The 19814-nt window shown below is 73.7% G+C and carries 16 protein-coding genes; 10 read left to right on the top strand and 6 right to left on the bottom strand.

Annotated features, from left to right (window positions below):
• The first annotated feature begins 14 nt into the window (after window positions 1–14).
• The 4 genes from AB852_RS30760 to AB852_RS30745 all read left to right on the top strand — a co-directional run bounded on the left by AB852_RS30760 (window position 15) and on the right by AB852_RS30745 (window position 4654).
• Window positions 15–1214 (top strand): CbiQ family ECF transporter T component, encoded by a 1200-nt coding sequence (locus AB852_RS30760; RefSeq protein ID WP_079185109.1) that lies wholly within the window; start codon window positions 15–17, stop codon window positions 1212–1214.
• Window positions 1211–2821, top strand: coding sequence for an ABC transporter ATP-binding protein (locus AB852_RS30755; protein WP_073793508.1), 1611 nt, complete (start codon window positions 1211–1213; stop codon window positions 2819–2821). Before AB852_RS30760 ends, AB852_RS30755 begins: the two co-directional genes overlap by 4 nt.
• Window positions 2818–3753 (top strand): ECF transporter S component, encoded by a 936-nt coding sequence (locus tag AB852_RS30750; RefSeq protein WP_079185047.1) that lies wholly within the window; start codon window positions 2818–2820, stop codon window positions 3751–3753. Before AB852_RS30755 ends, AB852_RS30750 begins: the two co-directional genes overlap by 4 nt.
• Window positions 3754–4198: 445 nt before the next feature.
• The gene (locus AB852_RS30745) at window positions 4199–4654 is read left to right on the top strand and encodes a lytic transglycosylase domain-containing protein (protein ID WP_073793507.1); all 456 of its coding nucleotides are present in this window, start codon (window positions 4199–4201) and stop codon (window positions 4652–4654) included.
• Between the two features lie 84 nt (window positions 4655–4738).
• Here AB852_RS30745 and AB852_RS40050 read toward each other — a convergent pair whose 3' ends face one another.
• Window positions 4739–4912: a hypothetical protein gene (locus AB852_RS40050; RefSeq protein ID WP_178391161.1), complete on the bottom strand. Its 174-nt coding sequence runs from the start codon at window positions 4910–4912 to the stop codon at window positions 4739–4741.
• 765 nt (window positions 4913–5677) lie between these two features.
• Here AB852_RS40050 and AB852_RS30740 point away from each other — a divergent pair.
• Entirely contained in the window at window positions 5678–7240 is a 1563-nt protein-coding gene (locus AB852_RS30740) for a hypothetical protein (protein ID WP_073794178.1), read from the top strand.
• 1276 nt (window positions 7241–8516) lie between these two features.
• Entirely contained in the window at window positions 8517–8912 is a 396-nt protein-coding gene (locus tag AB852_RS30735; protein ID WP_073793506.1) for an FHA domain-containing protein, read from the top strand.
• Between the two features lie 56 nt (window positions 8913–8968).
• Here AB852_RS30735 and AB852_RS30730 read toward each other — a convergent pair whose 3' ends face one another.
• Window positions 8969–9649: an O-methyltransferase gene (locus AB852_RS30730; protein ID WP_073794176.1), complete on the bottom strand. Its 681-nt coding sequence runs from the start codon at window positions 9647–9649 to the stop codon at window positions 8969–8971.
• Window positions 9650–10071: 422 nt separating this feature from the next.
• On the opposite strand from AB852_RS30730, the gene AB852_RS30725 reads away from it, so the two are divergent.
• Window positions 10072–12114 carry a bifunctional glycosyltransferase 87/phosphatase PAP2 family protein gene (locus tag AB852_RS30725; RefSeq protein WP_399502432.1) on the top strand — a complete coding sequence of 681 codons (2043 nt, stop codon included), beginning with the start codon at window positions 10072–10074 and terminating at the stop codon, window positions 12112–12114.
• A 705-nt stretch (window positions 12115–12819) separates the two neighbouring features.
• Here the strand turns inward: AB852_RS30725 and AB852_RS30720 are convergent.
• Entirely contained in the window at window positions 12820–13527 is a 708-nt protein-coding gene (locus AB852_RS30720) for a TetR family transcriptional regulator (protein ID WP_073793504.1), read from the bottom strand.
• 284 nt (window positions 13528–13811) lie between these two features.
• Here AB852_RS30720 and AB852_RS30715 point away from each other — a divergent pair, with 284 nt between their 5' ends.
• The 3 genes from AB852_RS30715 to AB852_RS30705 are packed head-to-tail and all read left to right on the top strand — an operon-like array spanning window position 13812 to window position 17061.
• Complete coding sequence (locus AB852_RS30715) at window positions 13812–15260, top strand: glycosyltransferase family 4 protein (RefSeq protein ID WP_245876986.1); 1449 nt, start codon at window positions 13812–13814, stop codon at window positions 15258–15260.
• Window positions 15260–15994, top strand: coding sequence for a class I SAM-dependent methyltransferase (locus AB852_RS30710; RefSeq protein ID WP_073793503.1), 735 nt, complete (start codon window positions 15260–15262; stop codon window positions 15992–15994). Before AB852_RS30715 ends, AB852_RS30710 begins: the two co-directional genes overlap by 1 nt.
• Entirely contained in the window at window positions 15991–17061 is a 1071-nt protein-coding gene (locus AB852_RS30705; protein WP_073793502.1) for a glucosidase family protein, read from the top strand. Before AB852_RS30710 ends, AB852_RS30705 begins: the two co-directional genes overlap by 4 nt.
• 82 nt (window positions 17062–17143) lie before the next feature.
• Here the strand turns inward: AB852_RS30705 and AB852_RS30700 are convergent, their stop codons facing one another.
• The 3 genes from AB852_RS30700 to AB852_RS30690 all read right to left on the bottom strand — a co-directional run bounded on the left by AB852_RS30700 (window position 17144) and on the right by AB852_RS30690 (window position 19631).
• Complete coding sequence (locus tag AB852_RS30700; protein WP_073793501.1) at window positions 17144–17428, bottom strand: hypothetical protein; 285 nt, start codon at window positions 17426–17428, stop codon at window positions 17144–17146.
• 124 nt (window positions 17429–17552) lie between these two features.
• Window positions 17553–18407: a DUF5336 domain-containing protein gene (locus tag AB852_RS30695; protein ID WP_073793500.1), complete on the bottom strand. Its 855-nt coding sequence runs from the start codon at window positions 18405–18407 to the stop codon at window positions 17553–17555.
• A gap of 153 nt (window positions 18408–18560) precedes the next feature.
• Window positions 18561–19631 (bottom strand): N-acetylmuramoyl-L-alanine amidase, encoded by a 1071-nt coding sequence (locus AB852_RS30690; RefSeq protein WP_073793499.1) that lies wholly within the window; start codon window positions 19629–19631, stop codon window positions 18561–18563.
• Between the last annotated feature and the right edge of the window lie 183 nt (window positions 19632–19814).

Here is a 19814-nt window from a genome sequence, read left to right as displayed (position 1 = left end):
GCCCGACCGTGCCCGTGACCCCGCCCCCGAAGCCCGCCGCCGAGCGCACCCCCGCCCGGCGCGCGGCGCCCGCGCGCGGGCCGCGCCGCCCGTACGCGCCCGCCGCGACCCGGGCGAACGCGCTGCACCCCGGCGCCTGGTGGGTCTGGGCGCTCGGGCTCGGGGTCGCCGCGTCCCGCACCACCAACCCGCTGCTGCTCGGGCTGCTCGTCGCGGTCGCCGGGTACGTCGTCGCGGCGCGCCGCACCGAGGCGCCCTGGGCCCGCTCGTACGGCGCGTTCGTCAAGATCGCGCTCGTCGTCCTCGGGGTGCGGCTGGTCTTCGCGGTGCTGCTGGGCTCCCCGATCCCCGGCAGCCATGTCCTGGTGACCCTCCCGGAGGTCCCGCTGCCCGACTGGGCGCAGGGGGTGCGGATCGGCGGCCGGGTCACCGCCGAGGGACTCGTCTTCGCGCTGTACGACGGGCTGAAGCTCGCCACGCTGCTCATCTGCGTCGGCGCCGCCAACGCGCTGGCCAACCCGTCCCGGCTGCTGAAGTCCCTGCCGGGCGCCCTGTACGAGGCCGGGGTCGCCGTGGTGGTGGCCCTGACGTTCGCCCCCAACCTGATCACGGACGTCCGGCGGCTGCGCTCCGCCCGCCGGCTGCGGGGCCGTCCCGACCGGGGGCTGCGCGGGCTGCTCCAGGTGGGGCTGCCCGTCCTTGAGGGCGCCCTGGAACGCTCGGTCGCGCTCGCCGCCGCGATGGACGCGCGCGGCTACGGCCGTACCGCCGATGTCCCCGCCCCGGTCCGCAGACTGACCGCCGCGCTCACCCTCGGCGGACTGCTCGGGGTGTGCGCCGGGACGTACGGGGTGCTCGGCGCGGCGGGCGCCGGGTACGCGCTGCCGCTGCTGGCCCTGGGGACCGCCGCCGCGCTCGGCGGGCTGTGGCTCGGCGGGCGGCGCTCGGTGCGCACCCGCTACCGCCCCGACGCCTGGGGCGCGCGTGCCTGGCTCGTCGCCGGTTCCGGCACGGTGGTCGCGGTGGCGCTCATCCGGTTCGGGTCGCTGGACCCGGACGCCCTGCGGCCCGGGGTCGTCCCGCTCACCGCCCCGGAACTGCCGCTGTGGCCCGCCCTGGCGATCCTCGCCGGACTCCTCCCCGCGCTGATCGCCCCGGCGCCCGTCCGGCCCGGGGAACCGGCACCGGGGCCAAGGAAGGACACCCGCCCGTGATCCGCTTCGAGAACGTGTCCGTCCGCTACGACGGACAGGAGCACCCCGCGCTGCGGGACGCCGACTTCGAGGTGCCCGAGGGCGAACTCGTGCTGCTCGTCGGACCGTCCGGGTCCGGCAAGTCCACCCTGCTCGGGGCGGTCAGCGGACTCGTCCCGCACTTCACCGGCGGCACCCTGCGCGGCCGGGTCACCGTCGCGGGCCGGGACACCCGTACCCATAAGCCGCGTGAGCTCGCCGATGTCGTCGGCACCGTCGGACAGGATCCGCTGGCCCACTTCGTCACCGACACGGTCGAGGACGAACTCGCCTACGGCATGGAGTCCATGGGCACCGCCCCGGACGTGATGCGCCGCCGGGTCGAGGAGACCCTGGACCTGCTCGGGCTCACCGAACTGCGCGACCGCCCGATCGCCACCCTCTCCGGCGGCCAGCGCCAGCGCGTCGCGATCGGCTCCGTCCTCACCCCGCACCCCCGGGTCCTGGTCCTGGACGAGCCGACCTCCGCCCTCGACCCGGCCGCCGCCGAGGAGGTGCTGGCCGTCCTCCAGCGGCTGGTCCACGACCTCGGGACGACCGTCCTGATGGCCGAGCACCGGCTCGAACGGGTCGTCCAGTACGCCGACCAGGTGCTGCTGCTGCCCGGCCCCGGCGAACGCCCGCGGCTCGGGGAACCCGGACGGATCATGGCCGACTCGCCCGTCCGGCCGCCCGTGGTGGAACTGGGACGGCTCGCGGGCTGGTCACCGCTGCCGCTGAGCGTCCGGGACGCCCGGCGCAAGGCCGGCCCCCTGCGCGAACGCCTCGCGGACGCCCCCCGGCCCGCCGCGCCCGCGCCCTCGGACCCCGACACCCCGCCGGTCGCCCGGCTCAGCGGGGCCGGGGTCCGCCGGGGCCACATCGAGGCGCTGCGCCGGATCACCCTCACCCTCGGACCGGGGGAGACCGTCGCGCTCATGGGCCGCAATGGCGCCGGGAAGTCGACCCTGCTGTCGGCCCTCGTCGGACTGGTCCGCCCCAGCGAGGGCACCGTCCGGGTCGGGGACGCCGTACCGCACCGCGCCAAGCCGCGTGATCTGATCCGCCGCGTCGGACTCGTCCCCCAGGAACCCCGCGACCTGCTCCACGCCGACACCGTCGCCGCCGAGTGCGCCGCCGCCGACCGGGACGCCGGTGCCGCGCCCGGCACCTGCCGCGCCCTGGTGAGCGACCTGCTCCCCGGGATCGCCGACAGCACCCACCCCCGTGACCTCTCCGAGGGGCAGCGGCTCGTCCTCGCGCTCGCCGTCGTCCTCGCCGCCCGGCCCCCGCTGCTGCTGCTCGACGAACCGACCCGGGGTCTCGACTACGCCGCCAAGGCCCGGCTGCTCACCGTCCTGCGGGCGCTCGCCGCCGACGGCCACACCATCGTGCTGGCCACCCATGACGTGGAACTCGCCGCCGAACTGGCCCACCGGGTGCTGATCCTCGCCGACGGCGAGAGCGTCGCGGACGGCCCGGCCGCCGAGGTCGTCGTCGCGTCCCCGTCCTTCGCCCCGCAGGTGGCCAAGGTGCTCGGCACCGGACCGTGGCTGACCGTCGCCCAGGTCCGCGAGGCCCTGCGATGACGGCCCGCCCGCCGCGCCACGACCGGGCGGTCCGCGCGGTACGGCTCGGACCGCGCTCCGCCGCCGCCCTCGCGCTCGTCGGCGCGGTCGGTGTCGCCGGGTTCGGCTGGCCGTTCCTCGCGGACCCCGCCTCCTCCGTGAACGCGCACTCCCAGGACGCCCCCTGGCTCTTCGCCGCGCTCCTCGTGCTGCTCCTCGGGGTGGTCGCGGCGACGATCTCCGAGTCCGGGCTCGGCGCCAAGGCCGTCGCGATGCTCGGGGTGCTCGCCGCGACGGGCGCGGCCCTGCGCCCGCTGGGCGCGGGCACCGCCGGGCTGGAGCCCATGTTCTTCCTGATGGTGCTCAGCGGACGGGTCCTCGGACCGGGCTTCGGGTTCGTGCTCGGCGCGCTCACCATGTTCGCCTCGGCGCTGCTCACCGGCGGCGTCGGGCCCTGGCTGCCGTTCCAGATGCTCGCGATGGGCTGGTTCACGCTGGGCGCCGGGCTGCTGCCCGGCCCCGACCGGCTGCGCGGCACGGGCGAACGGCTGCTGCTCGCCGCGTACGGGTTCGTGGCGGCGTTCGCGTACGGCACGGTCATGAACCTCGCGGGCTGGCCGTTCATGGGCGAGCTGACGTCGAGCGTGGCGTTCCGGCCGGGTGAGCCGGTCGGGGAGAACCTGGTCCGGTTCCTCGCCTACTGCGTCGCGACCTCCCTGGGCTGGGACCTCGGCCGGGCGGTGCTGACCGTCGTACTGACCCTGGCCCTCGGCGGGACGGTGCTGCGGGCGCTGCGGCGCGCGACCCGCCGGGCCGCCTTCGAGGCACCGGTGGCCTTCGAGGAGCCGGTGCCCGCCGGGGAGCCCGGGGCCGTCGGGGAGCCCGGGGCCGTCGGTGTGCCGCCCGGCGCGGAGGTACGGGCGGCGGCCGACGGGGTGCCCGGCGGGACGTAGGGCCCGTGGTCCCGGTCACCTTCCGGGGCTCCCGGGCCCGCTCCCGACTCCCCGTCCGTGCGGCGCCGGTCACATTCCCCGGCGCCGCCGTGTGCCTCCGTGAACGCGGTCCGTGAGCCGCCGGGGGCCCGGCTGGTGAGGAGTCCCACAGGACTTCGCCGTCCACTACCCGGGGTCGTAGCCGCATTTCCTTGACGTGTTCGCGTCGTCAGGGGGTCTGACCTGGGCATTGAGAGCCAGCTCACAGAGCGGACCGATCGGGCACATGCGACTCCCACTAGTAAAAGGGGTCATTGCGGGAGCTTCCCCGGCCTGCTTCTCTGGATCGAGTCGCACGGCGCCGATGTGCCCACCCGGGCCACGGCGCCCACGCTTTCCCCCTCCCGGCCGAGCCGGGGCCACGGATCGCGTACGACCGTCCTCGACCCCGACCGGAAGGTCTTTCGTGTTCGCCTCCACCGCTTCCCTGATCCGTCGTACCGCTTCCCCGAAGAAGGCCCTCGCCGGTGCCGCCGTCGCCGCCGCCACGACCGGGATGCTTCTCGCCTCCGGCCCCGCGCAGGCCGCCACGCCCGCCCAGGCCGCTCCGGTGTCCGCGCAGACGGTCAAGGCGGCGTCGGCCAAGACGATCGCGAAGAAGCTGATCCCGGACAGCACGCAGTACACCGCCTTCGAGAAGATCATCACCCGTGAGTCCAACTGGGACGTCACGGCGCAGAACTCCTCCTCGGGCGCGTACGGCCTGGTCCAGGCCCTCCCGGGCACCAAGATGGCCACCCATGGGTCCGACTGGCGGACCAACCCCGAGACCCAGATCAAGTGGGGCCTCGACTACATGGAGGACCGCTACGGCAGCCCCGTCGGCGCCTGGAACTTCTGGAAGTCCAACGGCTGGTACTGACCCGGCCCGGCAGTGAACGACACGAAGCGGTGACGCCCCTGGAGGGCGTCACCGCTTCGCCGTGTCCGCGCACGGACCGCCGGGTCAGCGGCCCCGGTAGGCGTCCCGGACGGTGACCGTCGCGGTGGTGCCGTCCCGGTCGGCCACCCGCGCCCGCAGCGCGACACCCCGGCCCGCGGCCGGGTTCCGTACGCTCACCCGGCCGTCCCGGACCGGGCGCTCCCGCCAGGTCGCGCCGCCGTCGTACGGGACGGCCACGGTGAGCGGGAGCGGCCGGTCCTGTGGTGAGCGCGGCGGTGACCGCGAGGGCGGTGACGAGGGCCCTGGCCCCCGGACCGCCGGTTCTTCCGTTGCGTGTGTGGTGCATGTCTCCCCTTGCCGCAGGTGCGGAGGAGCGATTCGAGCAGGGCCCGGCGGCCGGGCGGACCGGATCGCGGGGAACGGGGCGGCATTGCGCCAACGACGCGGTACGGGCCGGGGGCGGACGTCGCCCGTGACCGCCCCGGGACCCGGCCCGCACCGGACCCGATCGCGGCCCGCGGTACGGGAGTTGTCTCCATCCGGGGTTCGGCATGTCCATGCAGGTCGTACGGCTTCGGGCGGGGCCGGCGACCCGGGATCCGCCCCGGACGCCGCCCTCTCCGTACAGGTCGGGGGCGGTTCCCCGGGCCCTCCCGGGGCGGCCGGACACCGATCCGGTGGCCCGTCCCGGTGAACGTTTCCGCGTGATCTCGCGTCTAGGCTGAGGAACCCTGTCCCGCATCAGCCCTCCGGGCCCCAGCAGAAACGGTCACCGTGGTCGCCGAGCCGTCAGCCCTCACCGAGCCCCGCACGGACTCCGCACGGGAGGCGGCGCCAGGACCCTCACGTACGGCAGCACGGCAGTCCGGGACACTCACCCCGCAGCCGCGCGCACCGCAGCCGCCCGAGGTCACCCGCACCCCGCGGCTCCCCGGTTCCCCCGGCACCGGCACCAGCCCGGCGGGCACCGGCACCGGCAGGGCCCCGACCCGCGCCGAGCGGCTGCGCGCCCTCGCCGAACGCCACCGCGTCCCGCTGATCGCGACCCTGCCCACCCTGCCGCTGTACGTGGTGTGGTGGGCGTTCCTCGCCACCGGCGGCGGCGACCTCGCCGCGCAGCAGGCCTGGGCCTGGTTCGGCTCGGAGCACGCGGACTCGCCGTACAACCTCTTCTGGTACGGCGGCACGCACACCGCCAACTACAGCCTCATCTCCCCGTACCTGATGGCCGCGGTCGGGGTACGCACGGTCACCGTGCTGTCCGGGCTGGTCTCCGCCTGGCTCGCCGCGCTCGTCATCCAGCGCACCGGCATCCGCCGCCCGCTCGGACCCGCCGTCCTCTTCTCGATCGCCCTGTGGTGCAACGTCGCCTCCGGCCGCACCACGTTCGCCCTCGGCCTCGCCTTCGCCCTCGCGGGCATGCTCGCCCTCACGGGACGCCGCCGGGACCTCGGCCGGGCCGGACTGTGGGCGCTGCTGGCGACCATGGCCAGCCCCGTCGCCGGACTGTTCCTCGCCGTCGCGGGCGCCGGCTGGCTGCTGGTCCGCGACTGGGGCCGCGCCGCCGTCCTGCTGATCCCGCCGGCCCTCGTCGTCGCCGCGACCAGCCTGCTCTTCCCGTTCAAGGGCGAACAGCCCATGGCGGCCGACCGGATACTGCCCCCGGTCCTGTTCTCCCTCGTACTGGTCGCCGCCGCGCCCCGCAACTGGCGGGTGCTGCGCTGGGGCGCCCTCGTCTACGCGGTCGGCGTGGTCCTCACGTACTTCGTCTCCTCGCCGATCGGCACCAACGTGGAACGGCTCCTCGGGCTCGCGGTGCCGTCCGCGCTGCTCGCGGCGCTGATGGTGCCGGGGCTGGACAAGGTCCGGCGGGTCGCGCTCGCCCTGTCGCTGGTCCTGTCGTCCACCTGGCTGGTCCAGAAGACCGTGGACGACCTGATCGTCTCCACGAAGGTCCCCGCGTGGGCCCAGCACACCGAGGACGTCGTCGCCGAACTGGAGCGGCTGGGCGCCGACCGGACCCGGGTCGAGGTCGTGCCCGCGCGCAACCACCGGGAGGCCACGGCGTTCGCCCGGCACATGAACCTCGCGCGCGGCTGGAACCGTCAGCTCGACGTCGAGCGCGGCCGGCTCTTCTACGACGGCTCGTTCTCCCCGAGCGCGTACCGGGCGTGGCTGGACCGCTGGGCCGTCGGGTACGTGGTGCTGCTGAACGGCAAGCCGGACGGGCCCGCCCAGAAGGAGGCCGCACTGGTCCGGTCCGAGCCGCAGTGGCTGGAGCGGGTGTGGCGCGACGCGAACTGGACCGTGTACCAGGTGCGGGACGCGGTGCCGCTGGCTTCGGCGCCGGCGACCGTCGTCGACTCCACGAGCACGGACATGGAGATCCGGATGAGCGAGAAGGGGTCCGCGACGATACGGATCGCGTACTCGCCGTGGCTCCGGGCGGAGGGGGCGTGTCTGCGGCCCCACGGGGAGTACACGCGGCTCGATGTGCCGGCGGCCGGGGTGTACCGGATCGGCTCCTCCTGGAGCCGTACGGCGGAGCCGGAGTCCTGCGGGTAAGCCTTCGCTTGCGCCTCTGGGTTTCCTGTGCGGGACGCACTCCGTTCCTGTGCCGTCGCTCGGTGGTTTCGCGGTTCCCCGCGGGTCGCCTTCGCTTGCGCTTCCGGGGTCTGTCCGGGTGGACGTGCTTCGTCCCTGTGCGGGTCGGACGGGGGTGCGCAGTTCCCCGCGCCCCTGGGTTTCTTGTGCGGGGCGTACTTCGTTCCTGTGCCGTCGTTCGGTGGGTTTGCGCAGTTCCCCGCGCCCCTTTGGGGCGCGTTCTGCTTGTTCTTCGGGTCGGTGCCGGTCGGGATTCTCCGTCCTCGATCCGACACGCTCGGTACGACGTGACCTTGCCCGACTGAAGAGCATCGGAGTCTGCGGGCAGAGATTCCCGCCCACCCCCTCCCATGAGTCCGGCGACTGCGCGAGGAGGGTGGTTCCGCAAGCGAAGACCCCGCAGACTGACGACAGCCTCAGGTGGGCGCCCCTTCAGGGGCGCGGGGAACTGCGCGAAGACGAGGGCGGGCCCGCACTCGAAGAGCGACCGTGATGGGGCAGCACCTCAGGGGCGCGGGGAACTGCGCACCCCACGAACGACGGCGCAGGGACAAGTGCGCCCGGCCGGACAGACCCAGGGGCGCGGGGAACTGCGCGAAGACGAGAGTCGGCCCGCACTCGAAGTGCGACGGCAAGGGGGCAGCGCCTCAGGGGCGCGGGGAACTGCGCACCCCGCGAGCGACGGCGCAGGGACAAGTGCGCCCGGCCGGACAGACCCAGGGGCGCGGGGAACTGCGCGAAGACGAGGGCGGACCCGCACCCGTAGAGCGACGGCAAGGGGGCAGCGCCTCAGGGGCGCGGGGAACTGCGCACCCCGCGAGCGACGGCGCAGGGACAAGTGGGCTCAGCCGGACAGACCCAGGGGCGCGGGGAACTGCGCGAAGACGAGAGTCGGCCCGCACTCGAAGTGCGACGGCAAGGGGGCAGCGCCTCAGGGGCGCGGGGAACTGCGCACCCCGCGAGCGACGGCGCAGGGACAAGTGGGTCCAGCCGGACAGACCCAGGGGCGCGGGGAACTGCGCGAAGACGAGGGCGGACCCGCACCCGTAGAGCGACCGTAATGGGGCAGCACCTCAGGGGCGCGGGGAACTGCGCACCCCACGAGCGGCCCGTACGGGGACAAGTGCGCTCGGGCCGGGGAGACCTGAGAAGCGCTAGCGAAGGCGGCCCTCTGCCGTGTGGGCGGGGGCTGTGCGACGCTCGCCCTGGACCACTGCGGACGACAAAGGAGCACAGGGTGCTGGAGCTGACCATGGCGACGCTGTCGGAGGCCGACACGGGGGCCACGGCGGGGATGCTGATGGCCGAGACGGCGAGCACGGCGGGCGCGGTGCTGAGAGTGGGGCGGGACCGGAGCGTGTGCCGGCTCGCGACCCCCGACGACTGGCTCTTCGTGTCACGGACCCATCTGGAGTTCCGCTGCGGCGCGGACGCCGGGTGGACGGTCACCTGGCTGCGCGGCTCGCAGGTGGACCCGTCGTCCGAGGTGCGTCTCACCGTCGGCCGCGGCCCGTCGCAACCGCTCGCGTACGGCGGGACCGTACCGCTGCCCCCGGGCTCGTCCGGGGAGATCGTGGTCCTCGACCGGACGGGACCGCGTTCGGTGAACGTCGGTTTCTACCACGAGACATGACCGGGGCCCGGCCGCACCGGACCACTCCGGGACGGCCGGGCGCGTACGTCACCGGGTCAGGCGGTGACCCGGGCGAGCAGGAAGCCGTCGTACCCCTTGGTGCCGACGGTCTGGACGGCGGTCCCGGACAGCCGGGGATGCTCCGCCACCCGGTCGACCAGGGTGCGGGTGCCGGTGATCGCGGGATCGGAGCTGTCCCCGTCCACCACACCGCCGCCCCGCACGACGTTGTCGACCACGACGACCGAGCCGGGGCGGGTGAGCCGCACCGCCCAGTCCAGGTAGTGGGGGTTGTTGGCCTTGTCCGCGTCGATGAAGACGAAGTCGAACGGTTCGGCCCCCTCCGCCTCCAGCACGGGCAGTGAGTCGAGCGCGGGCCCGACGCGCACCTCGACGAGCCCGTCCAGCCCGGCACGGGCGATATTGCGCCGTGCCACGTCCGCGTGGGCCGCCGCGTACTCCAGGGTGACGAGACGGCCGTCGGCGGGCAGCGCGCGGGCGAGCCAGATGGTGCTGTAGCCGCCGAGCGTGCCGATCTCCAGGATGCGGCGCGCGCCCTGGATCTCCGCGAGGAGCTGGAGCAGCTTGCCCTGGTTCGCGGCGACCGCGATGCTCGGCAGCCCGGCCGCGTCGCTGTCCCGCAGGGCCGCGTCCAGCGCCTCGTCGGCGGGCGCGAGAGCAGCGGTGAAGTAGTCGTCGACTGCGTCCCACCGGTCCTGCGAGGTCGGGTCGGTCATGAACGGCACCCACTTTCGTTAGGGCGGCTAAAGAGTCCGTCGGTCCGAAGATAACCCGGGCCCGCGCGGTTCCTCCGCCGGAGTGGTTCCGGCGCGCGGGGCGGCGCCGGGAGCGCCCGGCGGAGGCCCGCTCACGCGGGGGGCGCGATCCCCGGGACAAAGTGCCATCAATGAGGTCGGAGGAGTTGAATTCGCCTCCTTCGACGGGCAGTCCGAGTGTGATCAATATCGCCCCTGGCGGTCAGGAGTGAGCCGTTTCCCGACTATCGTCATCCGATCAAAAGTGAAGAGGCTGTCAGGTGAAGAGGGGGTTGCCTGCGTCTCCTCGCAAGGACAGTGCGAGCCTTTAGGGTCGGCCCATCGAGACAGGCCGTACATCGATGAGCGAAGTATGCGAAACGGGGCGGGAGGGCCGACGCGGCGTGGCGAAAGCGGAGCACGGGGGACCAGGAGATGTCTTGCTGGCGAGACCGGGAGACACGGTGAACCCTCGGATAGGGGCGATGCGCGTCGGCCTGTGGCTGATGGCGGCACTCCTGGCCGTCCGGCAGATCACGGTGGTGCTGCGGCAGCCGCCGGGCGAACGGCTCACCGATCTGGGGACCTGGACCGGCCCCGGCGGAGTGCTGCACGTCCCCGGGTCGCTCTACGACGCTGCCCAGTTCACGGGTACCCCGTTCAACGGGCTCGTACTCAAACCTTTCGCGAGCTCCGCCGAGCAGGCGCTCGGCTGGGGCTGGACCTTCGGCACCCTGCTGCTCGTGGCCGTCCTCGGGCTGATCGTCGCGCGGGCCGTACCCCAGCCCGTGTCCCGGCGCACCGCGCTGCTGGCCGCGCCCGTCGCGATCTGCCTGCTGATGCTGTCCCTGCCGGTCCGCAACACCCTGCACCTCGGCCAGACCAGCATCATCCCCGTCCTGCTCGTCCTCGTCGGCTGCTTCGCCGCCCGTGACGAGCGGGTGAGCGGTGTGCTCATCGGCATCGGCGCCGCTTTCCAGCCGACCGTGCTGCTCTTCGCCCCCCTGCTGTGGTTCACCGGCCGCCGCAAGGCCGCCGTCTCGGCGGGCGCCACCTTCGCCGCGAGCACGGCCCTCGCCTGGGCCGCGATGCCCGACGACTCCTGGACGTACTGGATCGACGAGGCCGCGGGCGCGGGACTCGCCGTGAACCCCGACGGGCTCGCCAACCAGTCGCTGCACGGCGCGCTGCTGCGCTTCGGGCTGAGCGGTCCGCTGGAGTGGGCGCTGTTCCTGGCGCTCGCCGCGGCCGTCGTGTACGTCGGACTGCGCCGCGCGGTGCGCTACGCCCGGGACGGCCAGCTGCTGCTCGCCGTCGCCATCACCGGCTGTGTCGCCGTCGCCGTGTCCCCGACCGCCTGGCAGCACCAGCTGCTGTGGGTGCTGCTCGCGGTCGTCGGACGGGTCGGCAAGCGGGCCTCGGACCGGCCCGTGTGGCCCGTCGCCGTGGTCCTGGCGATGACGCTGCCCGCGAAGATGATGCTGCCGAACATGGCGGTGCTGCATCCCATCCGCGACAACGTCATCCTCGTCGCGGCGCTCGCCGCCGCGTGTTTCGTGCCGTTCCTGTCCCGGACGGCGCCCACCTTCGACCGGCCGGTCCCGACGGACTACGCGGCGCCCGTGGCCGCGCGCTGGAAGTGGGTGCCGCTGGTTCCGTTCTGGCGGCGGGTGCTGACCCGGCCGAACCTGCTGCTCGAAATGCTGCTGATCCGGGTCGGGTACTCCGCGTACTCGCAGGTGCGGCTCGCGGCGACCGCGGGGCGTTCCACGGCCGAGGAGCACGGGCGGCAGATCCACTCCATCGAGCAGGCGCTGTTCATCGACATCGAGCACTGGGTGAACCATGCCGTCGTCGGAGTGCCCTGGCTGAAGGACTTCTTCAACTTCTACTACACGTCGTTCCACTTCGTGGTGCCGCTGACCGTGCTCGGGGTGCTGTACGTCCGGCGGCCGGTCGACTTCCGCTGGGCACGGACCGCGCTCGGGTTCGCCACGGTGCTCGCGCTGATCGGGTTCTGGCTGTACCCGCTGGCGCCGCCGCGGCTGATGCCCGGGCTCGGGTTCATCGACACGGTGCACGGTGCGCAGGACTTCTCCAAGCCGGACTACGGGACGCTGACCGCGCTCACCAACCAGTACGCGGCGATGCCCTCGCTGCACTTCGGGTGGTCCCTGTGGTGCGGGGTGGTGATCGTGATCCTCGCGCCCAAGGTGTGGATGAAGGTGCTGGGCGCGCTGCATCCGACGATCACCGTGATGACGATCGTCGGGACGGCGAACCACTGGGTGCTGGACGCGGTGGGGGGTGCGATGGTGGTCGGTGCGGGGTTCGGTATCGGGTACCTGTTGGCCGGTCCCCGGGCCCGGTCCGTGCCCGTTCCGCCCGCGGCGCCCGACGAACCGGAGAAGGCCGCGGTCCGAGAACCGGACCGCTCCCTGACCTGACCGCCCGCCCCCCGAGCGACCTGTGCTGGACGCACTCGTCCCCGCACGGGTCGCTCGTGGGGTGCGCAGTTCCCCCCCGGGGTGCCTTCGCTTGCGCCTCCGAGGTCTGTCCGGCTGGGCGCACTTGTTCCTGTGCCGTCGTTCGTGGGGTGCGCAGTTCCCCGCGCCCCTGAGGTTGCGCGCCTTGCGGTTCCCGTTCGGGTGCGGGTGGCGCTTGGTTGCTCGTGCAGTTCCCCCCCCGGGTCGCCTTTGCTTGCGCTTCCTAGGTCTGTCCGGCTGGGCGCACTTGTCCCCGTGCGGGTACTCCGGGGGTGCGCAGTTCCCCGCGCCCCTGGGTGGTGCCCCGTTGCGGTCGCTCTTCGGGTGCGGGGCCGTCCTCGTTTTTGCGCAGTTCCCCGCGCCCCTTTGGGGGCGCCCCATCATGTTGTCCGTCGTCTGCGGAACCCCCCTCCTCGTGTAGTCGCGCTGCTGCGGGAGGGGGTGGGCGGGAATCTCTGCTCGCAGACTCCGATGCTCTTCAGTCGGGTCACATGAACGTCGTACCGAGCGTGTCGGATCGAGGACGGAGAATCCCGACCGGCACCGACCCGAAGAACAAGCAGATGGCGCCCCAAAGGGGCGCGGGGAACTGCGCGAAACCACCGAGCGACGGCACAGGAACGAAGTACGCCCAGCCGGACAGACCTCACAAGCGCAAGCGCAAGCTCACGTGTCAATGAGCCGGGACACCGTCACGATGTCCGCCTCGACCTCCGCCACCGAAGCCCGCCCCGACACCCAAGCCACCAGCACGGCATGCCACGCATGCCCGATCACCCGCACCGCGGACCCGCACCCGGCGCCGGGGCCGAGGCCGGACCCGGAGGCGGGGCCGAGGCCGGACCCGGAGGCGGGGCCGGACCCGGGCACCCGTGCCACCGCGGGTGGTCCCTCGGCCCCGGGGCCCCCTGGCCCCACCGCGTCGAGAACGATCGCCGCGGTCCGCGAGGACACCCGCTCCACCTCCGCGCTCACCGACCGGTCGGCGAACGTCAGCGCCCGCACCACCGCGTCGGCGAGCCGCGGCTCCCCCCGGAACGCGTGGAACGCGCGGATCAGCGTCTCCGCGACCCGCTCCGCGGCCGTCTCCCCCCGGAGCGGCCGCCCCCGCAGGGACTCGTGCACCCGCTCCAGCCGGTCCCGCATGGTCGCCACCAGCAGATGGACCTTGGAGGGGAAGTAGCGGTACAGCGTGCCGAGCGCGACCCCGGACAGCTCGGCGACCTCCCGCATCTGCACCCCGTCGAACCCGCCCTGCGCGGCGAGTTCCGCGCCGGCGCGCAGGATGCGCCGCCGCCGCTCCTCCTGACGTTCCGTGAGGGGTGCCGGGCACGCCCCCGACCCGCCGTCGTCCGGCATGGCTCGTGCTGTCATGTGCCGCGTTCGTCCCGTTCCCTCGCAGTCGTCCGTCACCGGGCAGGATGCCGGACGGCGCGGGGGAGTGCGACCCCGGACGGGCCCCGGCCAACGTGACCGGATTGCCGGTCCGTACGCGATCGCGGGCGCCGGGCCGTGGTGCGAATCACCTGGTCCGCCCGGCCGGGCGCGGCTACCGACCGGTAGATTCGGTCTCCTTGGACGCCCGGGTCTGAAACTTGTTCTAGATTGCCGCCCGCACATAGGGTCGGGCGACGACACCGCCGAGAAGGGGGCCATGAGTGACCGCAGAGGCCATGGAGGCCCGCCCTCAGCCGGGGGACGGAATCCGGCAGCCCGCCGCCCTGACCGGTACCCCGGCGGCGGCGCCACCCGACGGTCACCCCTTGCGGATCGCGCTCCTCACCTACAAGGGGAACCCTTTCTGCGGAGGCCAGGGCGTCTACGTCCGCCATCTCTCCCGTGAGCTGGTCCGCCTCGGCCACCGTGTCGAGGTCATCGGCTCCCAGCCGTACCCCGTCCTCGACGAGGGCGAGGACCTCGCCGGACTGCGCCTGACCGAGCTGCCCAGCCTCGATCTGTACCGCCAGCCGGACCCGTTCCGCACCCCGGGCCGCGGCGAGTACCGCGACTGGATCGACGCGCTGGAGGTCGCGACCATGTGGACCGGCGGCTTCCCGGAGCCGCTGACGTTCTCGCTGCGCGCCCGGCGCCATCTGCGCGCTCGGCGCGGTGAGTTCGACGTCGTCCACGACAACCAGACCCTCGGCTACGGCCAGTTGGGCGGGCTCGGCGCACCGCTGGTGACCACGATCCATCATCCCGTCACCGTCGACCGGCGGCTGGAGCTGGACGCCGCCCCCCACTGGCGGCGCCGGGCGTCGCTGCGCCGCTGGTACGCCTTCACCCGGATGCAGAAGCGCGTCGCCCGTCGGCTGCCGTCGGTCCTCACCGTCTCGGGCACGTCCCGCGGCGAGATCGTCGACCAGCTCGGGGTGCGCCCGGACCGGGTCCATGTGGTCCATATCGGCGCCGACACCGAGCTGTTCGCCCCCGATCCGTCGGTGGCCGAGGTCCCGGGCCGGATCGTCACCACCTCCAGCGCGGACGTGCCCCTCAAGGGCCTGGTCCATCTGGTCGAGGCACTGGCGAAGCTCCGTACCGAGCACCCGTCCGCCCATCTGGTGGTCGTCGGCCGCCGCGCCGAGGACGGCCCCGTCGCCCGCGCCATCGAACGGTACGGGCTCGAAGGCGCCGTCGAGTTCGTGAAGGGCATCAGCGACACCGAGCTGGTGGACCTCGTGCGGTCGGCGCGGATCGCGTGCGTCCCGTCGCTGTACGAGGGCTTCTCGCTGCCCGCCGCCGAGGCGATGGCCACGGGCACCCCGCTGGTCGCCACGACCGGCGGCGCGATCCCGGAGGTCGCGGGCACCGACGGCGAGACCTGTCTCGCGGTGCCGCCCGGTGACGCCGGAGCCCTCGCCGCCGCGCTGGGCAGGCTGCTCGGCGACCCGGAGCTGCGGGCCCGGCTCGGGGCGGCGGGCCGCGCCCGGGTCCTGGCCCGGTTCACCTGGGCCCAGGCCGCCAAGGGCACCGTGGAGCACTACCGGGAGGCCGTCGCCCGCGCGTCGGCCGCCCGGCCGACCGGTACCGGCCGGGGCCCCGCCCCGGCCGCGGACACAGGCAGCGGCCGTACCGCGGCCACACATGTGGTGGGGAGCAACCACTGATGCTGACCGTCGACTTCACCCGGTTCCCGCTGGCGCCGGGCGACCGCGTCCTGGACCTCGGGTGCGGCGGAGGACGCCATGCCTTCGAGGCGTACCGGCGCGGTGCGCGGGTGGTGGCCCTGGACCGCAACGCCGAGGAGATCCGCGAGGTCGCCTCGTGGTTCGCCGCGATGAAGGAGGCCGGGGAGGCCCCGGCGGGCGCCACCGCCACCGCCATGGAGGGCGACGCGCTCAACCTGCCCTTCCCCGACGGCTCGTTCGACGTCGTGATCATCTCCGAGGTGATGGAGCACATCCCCGACGACAAGGGCGTGCTCGCGGAGATGGTCCGGGTGCTCAGGCCCGGCGGCCGGATCGCCGTCACGGTCCCGCGCTACGGCCCCGAGAAGGTGTGCTGGGCGCTCAGCGACGCCTACCACGAGGTCGAGGGCGGCCATATCCGTATCTACCGCGCCGACGAACTCCTCGACCGGATACGCGAGGCGGGACTGCGGCCCTACGGCTCCCATCACGCGCACGCCCTGCACGCGCCGTACTGGTGGCTCAAGTGCGCGTTCGGCGTCGACAACGACCGCGCCCTGCCCGTGCGCGCCTATCACAAGCTGCTGGTGTGGGACATCATGAAGAAACCTCTCGCCACCCGGGTCACCGAACGGGCGCTCAACCCGCTGATCGGCAAGAGCTTCGTCGCGTACGCGACCAAGCCCCAGCTGCCCGCGGTGGACGCTTCGTGACGACCCCCCGGACGGAACACCTCGTCCTGCCGGGGGTCCTCACCGCCGAGGAGGCCACCGCGACCGTGCGGGGGCTCCTCGCCGTCCAGCGGCCCGACGGCGCCATCCCGTGGTTCCGCGGCCACCATCTGGACCCCTGGGACCACACCGAGTCCGCGATGGCCCTCGACGCAGCCGGGGAGCACGAGGCCGCCGCCCGCGCCTACGCCTGGCTCGCCCGGCACCAGAACCCGGACGGCTCCTGGTACGCGGCCTACGCCGACGGCGACCCCGACGACGTCACCGACCACGCCCGCGAGACCAACTTCTCCGCGTACGTCGCCGTCGGCGTGTGGCACCACTACCTCGCCACCGGCGACGAGGGCTTCCTGGACCGGATGTGGCCCACCGTCTTCGCCGCCGTCGAGTTCGTGCTCGCCCTCCAGCAGCCCGGCGGACAGATCGGCTGGAAGCGGGAGCCGGACGGCACACCCGTCCCCGACGCCCTGCTGACCGGCAGCTCCTCCATCCACCAGGCCCTGCGCTGCGCGCTCGCCCTCGCCGACCAGCGCGACGAGCCCCAGCCCGACTGGGAGCTGGCCGTCGGCGCGCTGCGCCACGCGATACGCCGCCACCCCGAACGGTTCCTCGACAAGAACCGCTACTCCATGGACTGGTACTACCCGGTGCTCGCCGGGGCGGTGTCCGGCGCGGAGGCCGCCGAGCGGATCGCCGGCGGCTGGGACCGGTTCGTCGTCCCCGGGTACGGAGTGCGCTGCGTGGTGCCCAACCCCTGGGTCACCGGCGGGGAGTCCGCCGAACTCGCCCTCGCGCTGTGGACGGTCGGGGAGTCGGACCGGGCCCTGGAGATACTCCAGTCCATCCAGCATCTGCGCGACCCGGACAGCGGTCTGTACTGGACCGGCTACGTCTACGCGGACCGCGCCGTATGGCCCGAGGAACTGACCAGCTGGACGGCCGGCGCGCTGCTGCTCGCTGTCGCCGCCCTCGGCGGGCACGAGGCGACCTGCGCGGTGTTCGCCGGTGACCGCCTCCCCTGGGGCCTGGACGCCCCCTGCTGCGCCTGAGCGGACGTACAGCGGGCCCTGAACACACGTACGGCGGGGCGGGGCCGTCTCCGGCCCCGCCCCGCCCGGACCGCGTGGCCGGTCAGCGGCGTACGCGGTTCGCCACGGTGTGCCCGACGAGGAGATAGACCACGGCGGCGAGGCCGTAGCCCGCGACCACCCGTGCCCAGTCCTGGTCGAACGTGAAGAGGTCGTGCGACCAGCCCGCGAGCCAGTGCGCACTGTCCTGCACGAACTGGACGAGCGCGTTGCCGCGGTTCGCGTCCAGCAGGTACATCAGGATCCACAGGACCAGGATGAAGGCCATGACGTCCGCCACGGCCGCGATGATCCTGCCCGCCTGGCCGGTTCTCCGATGTGTGGTCATACCCCCCGCTTGACCCGTCGTGGACACTTCAAACCCGGATACCGGCGGCCCGGTCGGGCGCGGGGAACGCCGATGGCCCCACCCCGGGAGGGGTGGGGCCATCGGTCCGGGTCCGCGCGAAGGGTCAGCCCCGCTGGATGCCCGAGGTGTCCTGGAGGACGCCGCGACGGCCGTCCTGCGTCTGGGCGATCAGCCCGGGGCCGCGCTGCTCCACCGCCAGGTACCAGGTACCGGGGGCGAGTTCGGCGATCGGGGTCGGCGAGCCGTCCTCCGCGTACAGCGGACGCGGCACCGGCACGGCGAACCAGAACGGCGAGAAGTCCCCGCCGGACAACGGCTGCCCGGGAGCCTGCGGACCGGGCGCCGGGGCGCCGGGCTGCTGGCCCTGCGGGGCGCCGCCCGGGGCACCGAACGGGCCCGGCTGCGGCTGCCCGCCGAAGGAGGGCTGGCCGCCCGGTCCGCCCGGGTAGCCGTACCCGCCCTGCGGCGGCTGCTGCCCGTACGGCTGCGGGGTCTGCGGACGCGGGGCGCCCAGCAGCGGTGCCTTCAGCGCGGGCACCAGCGGGGTCGCCACGGCCGCGCCCGCGAGGAGCACCGCCGCGATCAGCCCGAGGATCAGGCCCGCGCCCGCGTCCGGGGAGAGGGAGCCGCTGCTGTCGAACGCGCCCGCCGGGTCGAAGATGTACCCCAGCGCGCTCCAGGCCGCGAAGATCGCGAAGGCCACACCGAACTGGCCGAGGTCCAGCCCCACGATCTTGCGCGGCTGCGGCTGGGCGTGCGAGACGACGATCAGCGCGGCCGCGATGATGCCCGCGAGGAACACGCTCATCAGGGTCGGCGCGCTGTCCCAGGCGTTCGGGAAGTCGGCTCCGTCACCGGCTCCGTCGATCGAGTACATGTCGAGGAACGAGGCGACGAAGAGCAACACCGCTGCTCCGATCACCACGCCGTCGCCTCTAGTGAGGGAGCGGATATTCACTTCAGGTCCTTCGTCCGTCGTCTGTTCGGTCGCTGGTGAGGGGCGTCGCTGTCGCCGTCGAGGGTGTGCGAAGCGCGGGGGCGGCCCTACATCGTAGGGGTGACCCTATCGTCGGCGCGCCGAAGGTGTCTGCCAGGTCAGGGGCTGTGCGTACTACCCGCGCAGAAAACTCATGATTCCCTCGGAGATCCCCCGCGCCGCCCGTTCCCGCCACGCGCCGCTCGTCAGCAGAGCCGCGTCCTCGGGGTCACGCATGTTGCCGCATTCGATGAACACCTTCGGGACCTGCGAGAGGTTGAGGCCCCCGAGGTCGTCACGGACATCGAGCGCCGTACCGTCGCCGACGTAGTTGGACGGCGCGCTCCCGGTGGCCCGTACGAAGTGCCCCGCGATACGTTCACCCAGGTCACGGGAGCGGCCGACGATCGGCGCCGTGTTCGCCCCGGGGCCCTCCAGCAGCGCGGGAAGGATCATGTGGAAGCCGCGGTTGCCCCGCGCCGAGCCGTCCGCGTGGACCGATACCACGGCGTCCGCGAGCGCCTCGTTGCCGATCCGGGCCCGCTCGTCGACGCAGGGGCCCCAGGGGCGGTCCCCGTCATGGGTGAGGACGACGGTCGCGCCCTGCGCGCGCAGCTGGGAGCGCAGCACCCGTGACACATCGAGGGTGAACTCCGCCTCGGTGTACGCCTTCCCGCCCGCGACGGCGTTGGTCGAGGTGCCGGTGGCGTCGCACGCCTTGCGGCCGGTGCCCATCTCGACCTGCCGCCCGATCTCCTCGGTGTGCCGGAAGTTGCCCGGGTTGTGTCCCGGGTCGATCACGACGACCTTGCCGCTCAGGGGCAGTCGCGCGGGACTCTCCCCGTCCCGGGGCGTGCCGCCGCCCGGTCCGGCCGTACCGGGGCGGGTGCCGTCAGGGGTGGCCCCCGGGGCGGCGGGGGCGCTCGTGGCGTCGCTCCTCGTGGCACCGTCCCTCGTGGTGCCGTCCGTCGCCGGGCGGGTGGCGGGGGAGCCCGGGCCGTTCGCGGTGGGTGCCTGGCCGCGGGCGTCCTCGGTGCCGGAGCCCGCGGGGGTCCCGCCGGCGGTTGGTGTGCCGTCGTTCGTGAGCTGGACGGCGAGGGCCGCGATCACCACGGCGGACACCACGACGGCCGCCGCGGTGAGCGCCGGACGGCGGGTGCGGCGCGGCGGGCGCGGGGGGTCGAACTCGGGGCCGGCGTAGGACACGCCGCCACCCTACCCGCTGCCCCGGGCGAACCCCCGCAGAACAGAAACCCCAGTTCAAGGCGGTCATACCGGGTAACGCCGGTTCCCGTTACGGTCCGTGGGTTCCGGTGGGTTCCGGGGGGTCCCTGTGCTGACCGGCTGTGGCCCCGCCGTCGGACCTGGGCCGGTCCGGTGCCTGGTCAG

Source organism: Streptomyces uncialis (genome assembly GCF_001905345.1).
Taxonomy (GTDB): Bacteria; Actinomycetota; Actinomycetes; order Streptomycetales; family Streptomycetaceae; genus Streptomyces; species Streptomyces uncialis.
Note: the sequence above shows the minus strand (reverse complement) of the source record. Positions and strands in the feature narration are given on the sequence as shown.

What these genes read in the sequence shown, in the direction of transcription:
- AB852_RS30750 (WP_079185047.1), top strand. Translation starts at nt 2,818, where the DNA reads ATGACGGCCCGCCCGCCGCGCCACGACCGGGCGGTCCGCGCGGTACGG.
- AB852_RS30730 (WP_073794176.1), bottom strand. Translation starts at nt 9,649, where the DNA reads ATGACCGACCCGACCTCGCAGGACCGGTGGGACGCAGTCGACGACTAC.
- AB852_RS30720 (WP_073793504.1), bottom strand. Translation starts at nt 13,527, where the DNA reads ATGACAGCACGAGCCATGCCGGACGACGGCGGGTCGGGGGCGTGCCCG.
- AB852_RS30710 (WP_073793503.1), top strand. Translation starts at nt 15,260, where the DNA reads ATGCTGACCGTCGACTTCACCCGGTTCCCGCTGGCGCCGGGCGACCGC.
- AB852_RS30700 (WP_073793501.1), bottom strand. Translation starts at nt 17,428, where the DNA reads ATGACCACACATCGGAGAACCGGCCAGGCGGGCAGGATCATCGCGGCC.